The sequence below is a fragment of the Pseudomonas sp. rhizo66 genome, assembly GCF_031931925.1.
Taxonomy (GTDB): Bacteria; Pseudomonadota; Gammaproteobacteria; order Pseudomonadales; family Pseudomonadaceae; genus Aquipseudomonas.
This window is the reverse complement of the sequence record NZ_JAUJWZ010000003.1, coordinates 68,958-81,438: the sequence shown is the minus strand read 5'-3', so window position 1 is coordinate 81,438 and position 12,481 is coordinate 68,958. Positions and strand designations below refer to the sequence as shown.

Here is a 12,481-nt window from a genome sequence, read left to right as displayed (position 1 = left end):
AAGTTTCGGAAACGCAACGAATTCCTGTTTGGCGGTTTGCTCTCGCCAAGAGGGGAGACCTGAAAAACAGACGCGCACAAAAAAGGCCACTCTTTCGAGTAGCCTTTTTTGATGTTTGGTTGCGGGAGCCGGATTTGAACCGACGACCTTCGGGTTATGAGCCCGACGAGCTACCAGACTGCTCCATCCCGCGTCTGTGTGTCGGCATTCTACAGAGGAACGCCGGGGTGTCAACCCGCAATCCGGATAAAATCTGTTGAGGTTCAATCGGTTAGCGCTTTTTGTCGGGCGTTTTTCCCGCGGCAGGGCAGGTGGCGCAAGGCTTTCAGCTCTATTGGAGGTCGCTCGTCGATTGATAAAGTAAATTCAAAAGACATTTCCTACCGTCTGGAAAGAACATTCATACCACTGGTGCTATATACAGGTGTCAGTGAGATACTGCCCATCCGGTTCGCCACGTTTCCTTTTCTGACATGACCCAGCGAAAAATCATCCACATCGACTGCGATTGTTTCTACGCCGCCATCGAGATGCGCGATGACCCGCGTCTGGCCGGCAAGCCGTTGGCAGTGGGTGGTTCGGCGGACCGGCGCGGGGTGATCGCCACCTGTAACTATGAAGCGCGCGCGTACGGCGTGCGTTCGGCGATGGCGTCGGGGCATGCCTTGAAACTGTGCCCGGACCTGACCATCGTCAAGCCGCGTATGGATGCGTATCGCGAGGCTTCGAAAGAGATTCATACGATTTTTGCCGATTACACCGACCTGATCGAGCCGTTGTCGCTGGATGAGGCTTATCTGGATGTATCGGACAGTGCGCATTTTGGTGGCAGCGCCACACGCATCGCCCAGGACATCCGCCGCCGCGTTTCCAATCAATTGCACATCACCGTTTCCGCTGGCGTAGCGCCGAACAAGTTTCTGGCGAAGATCGCCAGCGACTGGAAGAAGCCCAATGGCTTGTTCGTGATTACCCCGGATCAGGTCGAGGGCTTTGTCAGCGGTTTGCCGGTGAGCAAGTTGCACGGCGTCGGCAAGGTCACCGCTGACAAGCTCGGCAAGCTCGGCATCGTCGACTGTCAGCACTTGCGTGAGTGGGACAAACTGGCGCTGGTGCGCGAATTCGGCAGTTTTGGCGAGCGACTGTGGAGTCTGGCCCGTGGGATCGATGATCGGTTGGTGCATAACGACAGTCGGCGTCAGTCAATCAGCGTGGAAAATACCTACGACGTTGACCTGCCGGACTTGCGCAGTTGCCTGGATAAATTACCCGAGCTGCTGGAAACCCTGAAAACCCGCATGGCGCGGATCGACAGCAGTTATCGGCCGGGCAAGCCGTTCGTCAAAGTGAAATTCCATGACTTTACCCAAACCACCTTGGAGCAGGCCGGGGCAGGGCGGGATCTGGGCAGTTATCAGTTGATGCTGACGCAGGCTTTCAATCGCGGCGGGAAACCGGTGCGGTTGTTGGGGGTTGGGGTGCGGCTGGAGGATTTGCGGGGTGGGTTTGAGCAGATGGAGCTGTTTGAGCGGTAATTTTTCGGTGAATTCGAGATTGCCATCGCGGGCAAGCCCGCTCCCACAGGGTTCTATAGTGATGCACAAAATGTGTGAACACCCGAAACCTTGTGGGAGCGGGCTTGCCCGCGATGCTTTCAGCTGTTAATTCGGTCCCGGATCCGCGACCAGTCGCCCGGCATCCTTGGTCAACGACTTGAGAAACTCGGTCTGCAACTCAGGATCGTTGCGCGTCAGTTCGATCAGGCTTTGTTCCAGCTCGCTGGCTTCTTCTTCCAGACCCAGTTCCGACAGACGTTTGACCCGGTGTACCCACTGGCTCACTTCGTCGTCTTCCAGATCGTCGTAAATCAGCCCGTGTGCTTCCAGCAACTTGCCGCGCAGATGGCTGCTGATCACCAGTGATGAGTCAGAGTGCACGTCATCCTTGGCGTCTTCGACGCTGATCTGCAGTTTGCCGACGTGATTGAGGTCATTCTCGGCGAACGGACTGTCGAGCAGGTTCAGACGCAGCACACCGTTACGATCGGTGGTCATGTCGAAGGTCTGCTTGCCAGCCTTGACCTGCACCGGCCGCTCGCTCCACGGCAGGCTCGAATACTCCGTGCGCTTGTCGCGCTGGACTTCATCGATGCCGGCCAGGTTCTGTTGCGCACGACCGTTGGACTGCGCGTTCATGAACGGGTTGAGTCCGGCAAAGCCATAGCTCAGCCAGTCTCTGGTGATGCTGTCCGGCAAGTTGCCGAGGGCGAACACATTGACCACGTTGGCGCCGATGCCTCCGGCCACGGCTACCGCGCCCAGCGGGATCTCGTAGATCTCCCGCCAAGGCTGGTAAGGCGTGTAGCGATCGTAGCGACGTGTCACTTCGAACTCGGTGACTTCAAAAGTCTTTTGTTCGTTGATCTTCACGCGTCGCTGCGGCAGCTCAAGCGCCTTAGGCTCACCGACATCGATCTGCAGGCTGTGGTCGAGCAGCTTTCGCTCGACCCGCTCTTCGTGCTCGCTGCGTTGTGACATGTGATTGGCACAGCCGCTGACCAGCAGGGCACCGCACAGGGCGGCGCCACCGAGGCCTAAGGTGTTTCGCTTGAACATGACGTCTCTATCTGGTTTCAGCGGCGGATACGGGCCTGAAGGAAGGACAATACGTCGGCCACCGGCAGCGCTTGCGCCTCGCCTTCGGTACGGCTCTTGTATTCCAGGTTGCCTTCGGCGAGGCCGCGGTCGCTGACCACGATCCGGTGTGGAATGCCGATCAGCTCCATGTCCGCGAACTTGATGCCCGGGCTGGTTTTCTTGTCGCGATCATCCAGCAGCACTTCGAAACCGGCGGCCGTCAGTTCGGCGTACAGCTTGTCGGTGGCTTCGCGCACCTGCTCGGTTTCATAGCGCAGCGGTACCAGAGCGATCTGGAACGGCGCCAGCGTGTCGCTCCAGATGATGCCGTTTTCGTCGTTGTTCTGCTCGATGGCAGCGGCGACCACGCGGGAAACGCCAATGCCGTAGCAGCCCATTTCCAGGGTCACCGGCTTGCCGTTCTCGCCCAGCACTTCGCACTTCATCGCCTTGCTGTACTTGTTGCCCAGCTGGAAGATGTGTCCGACTTCGATGCCGCGTTTGATTTCCAGAGTGCCTTTACCGTCCGGGCTTGGGTCACCGGCGACCACGTTACGCAGGTCAGCCACGGTCGGAACCGGCAGATCACGCTCCCAGTTCACGCCGAAGTAGTGCTTGTCGTCGATGTTCGCGCCGATACCGAAGTCGCTCATCAGTTCGACCGAACGGTCAATGATGATTGGCAGCGGCAGGTTCAGCGGGCCGAGCGAGCCGGCGCCGGCGCCGATGGCGTCACGCAGTTCGGCATCGGTGGCCATGACCAGCGGGCTGGCCACGCCAGGTTGCTGGGCAGCCTTGATTTCGTTGAGTTCGTGGTCGCCACGGATGACCAGTGCGATCAGCTTGCCTTCTTCTTCGGCGCGCACGATCAGGGTCTTGATGGTCTTTTCAATCGGCAGATTGAATTTTTCCACCAGCGCCGCGATGGTTTTGGTGTCTGGCGTGTCGACCAGACGCAGCTCTTCGGTCGGAGCAGGACGCGAAGTTTCGCGTGGCACCGCTTCGGCTTTTTCGATGTTCGCCGCGTAGTCGGAACCGTTACTGAAAACGATGTCGTCTTCGCCGGACTCGGCCAGTACGTGGAATTCGTGGGAGCCAGCGCCACCGATCGAGCCGTTGTCGGCTTCAACCGGACGGAATTTCAGACCCAGACGCGTGAAGATGTTGCAGTAGGCTTCATGCATGCGGTCATAGGTGATCTGCAGCGACGCTTGGTCAGCGTGGAAGGAGTACGCATCCTTCATGATGAATTCGCGACCGCGCATCAAACCGAAGCGTGGACGGATTTCGTCACGGAATTTGGTCTGGATCTGGTAGAGGTTGATTGGCAGCTGTTTGTAGCTGCTCAACTCGTTGCGCATCAGATCGGTGATCACTTCTTCGTGGGTCGGGCCCGCGCAGAAGTCGCGACCGTGGCGGTCTTTGATGCGCAGCAACTCAGGGCCGTATTCGTCCCAGCGCCCCGATTCCTGCCACAGCTCGGCCGGTTGGGTGCTCGGCATCAACACTTCCAGAGAACCGGCAGCGTTCATCTCTTCGCGAACGATGGCTTCCACCTTGCGCATAACTCGCAAGCCCATCGGCAGCCAGGTGTACAGGCCCGAGGCGAGTTTGCGGATCATGCCGGCGCGCAGCATCAGCTGGTGGCTGATCACGACCGCATCGGAAGGCGTTTCTTTCTGTGTGGCGAGCAAAAATTGACTGGTGCGCATGGTTGGCCGTTGTCGGTTGCTATGACTGGAAATGACGGAGCAGTGTACCGGCGAGTTTTGCTGACGTACAGGCATGCGGCCGGTGGTGGGGTCCAACGGCGGGATTCCTCCCGCCGTTGGCGAAACGTCTTACGATTCTTCTGCGACCGGTGTCGGCACAGGCTCGGGTTTTGGTGTCGGGCCTTCGCGGCGGCTCTCCTGGAACCAGTGCAGGGCGATCAGCACCAGCGTCGGCACGCCGAGCAGGGCGGTGATCAGGAAGAAACTGTGGTAACCGAACTTCTCCACCAGGACCCCGGAATAGCCGCCCATCAGGCGCGGCAACAGCAGCATGATCGAGCTGAGCAGCGCGTATTGCGTGGCCGAGAACTTCAGGTTGGTCAGGCTCGACAGATAGGCAACGAACGCCGATGTCGCCAGGCCCGAGCTGAAGTTGTCGAGGGAGATGGTCACCATCAGCATCTGCAAGTTCGGGCCCATGTCGGCGAGCATGACGAACAGCAGGTTGGTGGCTGCCGAGGCTGCGCCGCCAATGAACAGAATCGGCAGAATGCCAAAACGCACGATCAACAGGCCGCCCATGCCGGCGCCGACCAGCGTCATGATCAGGCCGAAGATCTTGCTGACACTGGCAATCTGGTCCTTGGTAAAACCCTGGTCGATGTAGAACACGTTGGCCATGACGCCCATCACCGTGTCCGACATTCGATAGGTGGCGATCAGACCGAGCAACAGCAGCGCCTGCCAGCGATAGCGCAGAATGAAGTCGTTGACTGGCGTCAGTACCGGTGCGAGGCCGCGACGACCCATGGTCGACAGGCACAGACCGGTGAGCAGCGTATAGAGAATGGCGCGCAGGAATGCGCGGTCTTCGAGCAGCAGGTCGAGCGGGCTCATGTCGCCGAACAGCACGCTGGCGAAATCCGTGTTGTAGAGCTGGGTGAACATCGCCGGTACCGAGACCAGCAACACAATCAGCACGAACACCGACATCAACTGGTGCATGAATGTATAGCGACCGGCCTGCAACTGTGTGCGCAGCGGCACCGGCGGCTCGCGCATGAGCAGCGTGGTCAGCAGGGCGGGAATCATTAGTGCGCCGAACAGCGCGTACGTGCCGGCCCAGGCCGAGTGCTTGTAATTGAACCCGGTAGACCCGAAGCCCTCAGCGAAGAACAAGGCGCCGGCGGTGGCCAGCAGCGCCGCTACGCGATACCCGGACATATAGCTGGCGGCGAGCGCAGCCTGGCGGTTGTCTTCGGCGATTTCCAGGCGATACGCGTCCACCGCGATGTCCTGGGTGGCGGAGGCGAAGGCAACGACAACGGCAATGGCGATCAGCCAGGACAGATGCTTCTGCGGATCACAGAAACCCATGCCGATCAGGCCGAGGATCACCAGCGCCTGTGAGAGCACCAGCCACGAACGGCGACGGCCAAGCTTGCCCAGCAAGGGCAGGCGCCATTGGTCGAGCAGCGGTGACCAGACCCACTTGAACGCGTAGGCCAGGCCGATCAGGCTGGCGTAGCCGATGGTTTCGCGGGCGACACCGGCTTCACGCAGCCAGACGGAAAGCGTAGAGAACACCAGCATGTACGGCAGGCCGGCGGCAAAACCGAGCAACAACAGCACGAGCGTCGAAGGACTGGCATAAGCGGCTAGCGCGGCGCGCCAGGTTTTACGGGGCATGGGCTGAAGTCTGCCTCAAGATTGCGGAAACAAAGCGCGCACTCTAACCGCTGTGCTCTACCGGACGCCAGCCATGGCGCTGAATATCCACACGATTGTTCCGGACGGTGATGCCTTCCAGGCGCAATCGGGCCCGTTGTTCATCGCCGGACGGGCTGCCCACCGGCAGGCTGATCCGACCGCCGGCGCCCAGCACACGGTGCCAGGGCAGCTTTGTATCGCCGGGCAACTGACTCAGGGTGCGGCCGACCCAGCGGGCGGCGCGCCCCAGCCCGGCCAGCTCTGCTAACTGACCATAGCTGACGACTTTGCCTTCGGGCACTTGGGCGAGCGTCGAGTAGAGCGCCGTGCGTCGGATTTGCGCATCGTTTTCAACGCTGGCGAGCGGGTCTGTCACGTACGCGGTTCCTGAGCATGAACAGTTTGATGGCTTTCAGAGTAATCGGTGATCGCGCAATTGAGAAATGAACTCATCGGAAATCGTCCGGTCAGTCCTTGTCAGGGTCTTATTCCTACGGATAATGCCGACCTTTTTCGCAAACTTGAGCCTCCGATTCGCTTATGTTTTCCAGATCCTTGCTGTGCCTTGCTGTTTTCAGCGCGTCCACGCCCCTGCTTGCCGACACCGTCTGGTTGAAGAATGGTGACAAGTTGAGCGGCACCATCACCGTGTTCGACGGCGGCAAGCTGTTGATCCAGACCAAGTACGCCGGTGCGGTCACGATTGACTGGAAAGAGGTCAAGACTCTGGACAGCGATCAGCACTTGTTGGTCAAGCAGGACGCCTACACCGGTGAAGTGTCCAAGTCGCTGACCGCCGCTGAAGATGGCAAGGTCACCCTCGCCAATGGCGAGGCGCCGAAAACCGTCGAACTGGCGAGCATTCAGCAGATTCTCAAACCGAAACCGGTGGTCGAAGATCTGGTCTGGAAGGGCAACGTCGACCTGGCCCTGGATTATCAGCGCGCCGAGAAAGACACCGATGACTACGATGTCGGCTTCAAGACCACGGCACGTCATGGTCGCTGGCGCCACACCGCCGAAGGTGAATACAACCGCGAAGTACAAGACGACGAAACCACCACCAACAACTGGCGCGCTGAATACGCACTCGACCGCTTCCTGACTGATCAATGGTTCTGGCAGGGCCGTCTGAACTACAAGCGTGATCACGTCGAAGAGCTGGCACGTCAGCGCGTGGTTGGTACCGGTCCTGGCTACCAGTTCTGGGATGATGAGTTGGGCGCGTTCTCGCTCGGCTCGCTGCTCAACCGCACCGACTACGAATATCGCGATGGCAGCAAGGACAACTTCTATTCTGTCGCTATGAAGTGGGATTACAACCGTTACCTGATTGGCAAGAAGGTCGAGTTCTTCACTAACGGTGAGGTGGGCAAGCCGCTGTCGGGCGTCGCCGATTATGCGCTGGATGCTGAGTTGGGGCTGCGCTACAAGGTCACTGATTGGGCCTCGCTCAACCTCAAGGCCGAGCGCGATATCATCAGCGGCACCAATGATGCGGACTTGAACAAGACTCGCTATACCGCCGGGTTTGGCGTGGCCTGGTAGGGCACAAGCAAAAGATCGCAGCCTTCGGCAGCTCCTACAGAGGATTGATGTGCATCCTGTAGGAGCTGCCGAAGGCTGCGATCTTTTTTTGCGCCCGGAAAACAGACGCCCACAAAAAAGCCCCGCTTTTAAGGGCGGGGCTCTTTTCTAAAGAAGCTACAAGTTAGATAACTTGTACTTCTTCAGCTTGCATGCCTTTCTGACCGCGGGTAGCGATGAAAGAAACCTGTTGGCCTTCTTTCAGGCTTTTGAAGCCGTCGGATTGGATAGCTTTGAAGTGAACGAACAGGTCGTCACCGGATTGTGGAGTGATGAAGCCGAAGCCTTTTTCATCGTTGAACCACTTAACGGTACCGGTTTGGCGATTAGACATGGTGTAACTCCTTGAACAAAGATAACTGCGACTCAGGAAGAACCCTGGCCGAGACTGAGTGCAAAGAGCAGGAAAAATTCTTGTAGATGGTTGGATCGAAATTCAACATATCGTGTAGAGATTCTCAGTGACACAAGCAACACAGTGACGCCACCTTAACCCAGTTTCCGAGAAGTGCCAATGCTTCTTGCGAAGGTTTCTCTGTTTTCGGGATCGGCGGTGTGACGGTTCGTCGCCAAAGCCCGTATTTCATGGGTGTTCGGCGAGAATTGCAGACCGCACTTTGAACCCGGCGGCGCGCCCGGTAAGATGCCGGACAGAATTTTTCCACCTCGCTATTCAGGACACCCCGCCATGAGCATCAAATCGGACAAGTGGATTCGCCGCATGGCGCAGGAACAGGGCATGATCGAGCCGTTCGTCGAGCGCCAGATGCGCGGCAGCGATGACAGCCGAGTGATCTCCTACGGTGTGTCGAGCTACGGCTACGACGTGCGCTGCACCAACCACTTCAAGGTGTTCACCAACATCAACTCGTCCATCGTCGACCCGAAAAACTTCGACCCGGGCAGCTTCGTCGACGTCCACAGCGACGTCTGCATCATTCCGCCGAACTCCTTCGCCCTGGCCAGCACCGTCGAATATTTCCGTATTCCACGCAATGTGCTGACCATCTGCCTGGGTAAAAGCACCTACGCGCGCTGCGGCATCATCGTTAACGTCACGCCGCTCGAGCCTGAGTGGGAAGGTCACGTGACGCTGGAATTCTCCAACACCACCAATCTGCCGGCGAAAATTTACGCCAACGAAGGCGTGGCGCAGATGCTCTTCCTTGAATCCGACGAGGAATGCGAAGTGTCCTACAAGGATCGCGGCGGCAAGTACCAGGGCCAGCGTGGCGTGACCTTGCCGCGCACCTGATCCGTCCATCCGACAGATCGCGGGAATTCTTTGGCGGGCAGACACTCTATGGGGTGTACTGCCCGTTTTTGCTTTCGGCAAAACGGGCCTTCGCCGAGGAGTACCCTATGAAGATCGATCCGCAAATCACTGCCGAACTGGCAAGGCTCGAGCCCAATCAGATTGGCGTATTGGCCTGGTCCTTGTTGGCGCATCCGCCACTGAGCATGGCCGGCGGAATTCCCGGACAGCCCGATCCCGATACCCCCAACGAACAACCGACCGAGCCGGGCGAACCAACCCTTCCGGACGAGCCGCCACCGGCACCGGTTGCCTGATCTGCATTGAAAATGAATGGCCAGTCAGATGAGGTCTGCAGAGACTTCAACTGACTGGCCATATTTCGTTGTCACCGATGACGAAAATCCTGCAGCTATCTTCCTTGTCGACCGGATAGCCCCCGGTAAACGCGCCAAAGGCCGGCAACAGGCTGATGCGTTCGCTGAGCCTGAAACACGCCAGACGCAAGCTTTGCCGGCCCTTGCCATGCAGCCGATAGACCGGATGCACATGACCGGCCAGTACGTGTCGTTCAGGGTGCGGGTCCGGTTCATGTTGCAGGGCGAATGGCCCGATCAGCAGCGGTTCGGGCACGACGCGGATGTTCAGCGACTCAGGCGGATCGCCCGCCCGTTTGTCGTGATTGCCACGGATCAGTGTCATCGGCAGCTCGGCGTGGCGCGCGCGCCATTGCGCCAGCGCGTTTAGCGTGCCCGATGCATGGGAGCCGGGGCCGTGGAGAAAATCGCCGAGGAAGATCAGTTGCCGACAGGGCAGTCTCGCCAGCAATCGATCAATCACCGCGATGTTGCTCGCCGTCGTGCCTTGCGGGACCGGTTGACCGAGGCTGCGGTAAGCGGCGGCTTTGCCGAAGTGCACATCGGCAATCAGCAAGGCCTGTTGTGCGGGCCAATACAGCGCCTTCTCCGGCAGCAACCAGAGGTCTTCGCCCGCGAGGCGCAACGGGTAGGGCGCGCTCATCGGGATTTACCTGTGTCGGCGGATTTTTCCAGGTCACCGACCATGCGTCTGATGCGGTCGGCCAGTTTCTCTGAACTCATGCTTTCGCGCATGCGTTCCACCAGCAGTGGAAACCCCAGTGGTGTAGGACGCTTTATCTGATGGACGTCGAGTTTCATCCGGTTGATGTGCTCCAGTGTCTGTTCCAGACGTTGAATATCCAATTCTTCCCGTAAGACTTCTTCCCCGGCCTGGGCCAGCAACAGGTTGTCGGCGTCGTATTGTTTGAACACTTCGAAGAACAAGCCGCTGGAGGCCTGTACCTGCCGGGTACTTTTCGGCGCACCGGGGTAACCGGCGAAGACCAACCCGGCAATCCGCGCGATCTCGCGAAAACGGCGCAAGGCCAGTTCGCCTGCGTTCAGACTGGCCAGAACGTCCGCTAATAAATCATCGGCATTGAACAGATCTGCATTCAAATACTCGGCCCAGTCGATCGGCGTAGCGCTGAGCAATTCCAGACCGTAGTCATTCACCGCAATCGAGAATGTGACGGGCTGGCGCTGGCTGACACGCCACGCCAGCAGGCTCGCCAGCCCCAGATGCACCTGGCGCCCGGCAAACGGGTAGAGGAACAGGTGCCAGCCTTCGCGGGATTTCAGCACTTCGGCCAACAGGTTTTCGGCGGTGGGCAAGCCAGACCAGCGCATCTGCGTTTCCAGTAACGGCCGCAGTGCGTGCATTTCCGGGCCAACAAACTCACCCTGCGCCGCCGCACTGAAGCGCCTGACCACGGCTTCGGCCAATTCATTGGAAAGTGGCATCCGCCCACCATTCCAGCGCGGTACGGCGGCTTTTTTCGCGGTGCTGCGTTTGACGTAAGCGGTCATGTTTTCCACCCGCACCAACTCCAGCAAACGCCCGGCGAAGAGAAAACCGTCACCGGGTTTGAGCCGCGCGATAAAACCTTCCTCGACACTGCCCAACTGTTTGCCACCGCCGCCCTTGCTCCAGAATTTCAGATGGATGCTCGCGTCGCTGACGATGGTGCCGATGCTCATGCGATGGCGTCGGGCCAAGCGCGCATCCGGCACCCGCCAGACGCCGTGCTCGTCTGGTTCGACCCGGCGGTAATCCGGGTAGGCTGTCAGAGACATCCCACCATGGCGTACGAAAGCCAGCGCCCAGCGCCAATCGGCGGGTGTCAGGTCGCGATAGGCCCAGGCGCCGCGGACTTCTTCGTACAACTCATCGGGTAAAAATCCGCCACTGAGGGCCATGCTGACCAAATGCTGGACCAGCACATCCAGCGGTTTGTGCGGTGACTGGCGTGGCTCGATGCGCCGTTGTTCGACGGCATCACGGGCGGCGGCGGCTTCGATCAGTTCAAGGCTGTGAGTCGGCACCAGCGTCACCCGCGACGTGCGCCCCGGTGCATGGCCCGAGCGTCCGGCCCGTTGCATCAGGCGTGCGACACCTTTGGCCGAGCCGATTTGCAGCACGCGCTCGACCGGCAGGAAATCCACGCCCAAATCCAGGCTCGAAGTGCAAACCACGGCTTTGAGGTGCCCGTCTTTCAAGGCCTGCTCGACCCAGTCACGGGTATCGCGAGACAGGGAGCTGTGATGCAAGGCGATCAACCCGGCCCAGTCGGGCCGTGCCTCCAGCAGTGCCTGATACCAGATTTCCGATTGCGCCCGGGTATTGGTGAAGACCAAGGTACTGGCGCAGGCATCCAGTTCAGCAACGACCTGCGGCAGCATCTTCAGACCGATGTGCCCGGCCCATGGAAAACGCTCGATGGCCGGTGGGAGGAGGGTGTCGACCTTCAGCGACTTTTCGCTTTGCCCCTGAATACTTATGCCGCCGCCCTGTGGGATCAGCACTTGCTCGGCGTGGGATTGGTTACCGAGGGTGGCCGACACTCCCCAGACAATCAGCTCGGGTTGCCAATGCCGCAGACGGGCCAGGGCCAATTGCAATTGCACGCCGCGCTTGTTGCCGAGCAATTCGTGCCATTCATCGACGACGATCATGCGCAGGCTCGACAGCGCCACCTGTGCATCGGCACGGGCGAGCAGCAGGGTCAGGCTTTCCGGGGTGGTGATCAGTGTGGTCGGCAGGCGCCGGCTCTGCCGGGCGCGCTCGCTGCTGCTGGTGTCGCCGGTGCGCAGGCCGATGCTCCACGGGATCTGCAGGTCATCGACCGGGGTTTGCAGGGCGCGCGCGGTGTCGGCGGCGAGGGCGCGCATGGGCGTTATCCACAAGACGGTCAGCGGTTCGGCCGGTGGTTTGCGCTTGCGTGGGCTTTCAACGACAGCGGCGGGTTTGGCAAAGCGATTGAGCGCGGCGAACCACACTGCATAGGTTTTACCGGCACCAGTGCTGGCGTGGAGCAAGCCGGATTCGCCGTTTTTGACCGCTGTCCAGACCTGTTTCTGAAAGGCGAACGGCTTCCAGTTGCGGGCGCTGAACCAGACTTTTGCCAGGTCGGAGGATTTCGCCATGCGGGCTGCGCGCGCTCTGGAGGGGTTCTTCCAGAGACCACATCAGTGGGCGAAAGGTTTAATCAGGGTGACCGT

11 protein-coding genes and 1 tRNA gene are annotated in these 12,481 nt (G+C 59.5%); 4 read left to right on the top strand and 8 right to left on the bottom strand.

What is annotated here, in order from left to right:
- Positions 1-116: 116 nt before the first annotated feature.
- Positions 117-193: transfer RNA gene (locus QZR14_RS04630), tRNA-Met, on the bottom strand.
- A gap of 280 nt (positions 194-473) precedes the next feature.
- Between QZR14_RS04630 and dinB the strand changes: the two genes are divergently transcribed.
- Positions 474-1,535, top strand: coding sequence for a DNA polymerase IV (dinB, locus tag QZR14_RS04625; RefSeq protein WP_311996001.1), 1,062 nt, complete (start codon positions 474-476; stop codon positions 1,533-1,535).
- 126 nt (positions 1,536-1,661) lie between these two features.
- Here the strand turns inward: dinB and QZR14_RS04620 are convergent, their stop codons facing one another.
- The 4 genes from QZR14_RS04620 to QZR14_RS04605 all read right to left on the bottom strand — a co-directional run bounded on the left by QZR14_RS04620 (position 1,662) and on the right by QZR14_RS04605 (position 6,434).
- Complete coding sequence (locus QZR14_RS04620; protein ID WP_311996000.1) at positions 1,662-2,615, bottom strand: hypothetical protein; 954 nt, start codon at positions 2,613-2,615, stop codon at positions 1,662-1,664.
- Between the two features lie 17 nt (positions 2,616-2,632).
- Complete coding sequence (locus QZR14_RS04615) at positions 2,633-4,348, bottom strand: proline--tRNA ligase (protein ID WP_250604204.1); 1,716 nt, start codon at positions 4,346-4,348, stop codon at positions 2,633-2,635.
- Positions 4,349-4,477: 129 nt separating this feature from the next.
- The gene (locus QZR14_RS04610) at positions 4,478-6,037 is read right to left on the bottom strand and encodes an AmpG family muropeptide MFS transporter (RefSeq protein WP_311995999.1); all 1,560 of its coding nucleotides are present in this window, start codon (positions 6,035-6,037) and stop codon (positions 4,478-4,480) included.
- 43 nt (positions 6,038-6,080) lie between these two features.
- Positions 6,081-6,434, bottom strand: a complete 354-nt coding sequence (locus tag QZR14_RS04605) for an MGMT family protein (protein WP_311995998.1) — start codon at positions 6,432-6,434, stop codon at positions 6,081-6,083.
- Between the two features lie 164 nt (positions 6,435-6,598).
- On the opposite strand from QZR14_RS04605, the gene QZR14_RS04600 reads away from it, so the two are divergent.
- The gene (locus tag QZR14_RS04600; protein ID WP_250603223.1) at positions 6,599-7,606 is read left to right on the top strand and encodes a DUF481 domain-containing protein; all 1,008 of its coding nucleotides are present in this window, start codon (positions 6,599-6,601) and stop codon (positions 7,604-7,606) included.
- 163 nt (positions 7,607-7,769) lie between these two features.
- Here the strand turns inward: QZR14_RS04600 and QZR14_RS04595 are convergent, their stop codons facing one another.
- Positions 7,770-7,979, bottom strand: a complete 210-nt coding sequence (locus tag QZR14_RS04595) for a cold-shock protein (RefSeq protein ID WP_002554837.1) — start codon at positions 7,977-7,979, stop codon at positions 7,770-7,772.
- A 354-nt stretch (positions 7,980-8,333) separates the two neighbouring features.
- Between QZR14_RS04595 and dcd the strand changes: the two genes are divergently transcribed.
- Positions 8,334-8,900 (top strand): dCTP deaminase, encoded by a 567-nt coding sequence (gene dcd / locus QZR14_RS04590; protein WP_093436360.1) that lies wholly within the window; start codon positions 8,334-8,336, stop codon positions 8,898-8,900.
- Positions 8,901-9,007: 107 nt separating this feature from the next.
- Complete coding sequence (locus tag QZR14_RS04585) at positions 9,008-9,217, top strand: hypothetical protein (RefSeq protein WP_007918615.1); 210 nt, start codon at positions 9,008-9,010, stop codon at positions 9,215-9,217.
- A gap of 46 nt (positions 9,218-9,263) precedes the next feature.
- On the opposite strand, the gene pdeM is transcribed toward QZR14_RS04585, so the two are convergent.
- Positions 9,264-9,920: a ligase-associated DNA damage response endonuclease PdeM gene (gene pdeM / locus QZR14_RS04580; protein WP_311995997.1), complete on the bottom strand. Its 657-nt coding sequence runs from the start codon at positions 9,918-9,920 to the stop codon at positions 9,264-9,266.
- On the bottom strand, positions 9,917-12,406 hold the full coding sequence (locus QZR14_RS04575) for a ligase-associated DNA damage response DEXH box helicase (RefSeq protein WP_311995996.1): 2,490 nt from the start codon (positions 12,404-12,406) through the stop codon (positions 9,917-9,919). The genes pdeM and QZR14_RS04575 overlap by 4 nt, the downstream gene beginning before the upstream one ends.
- Positions 12,407-12,481 lie beyond the last annotated feature (75 nt).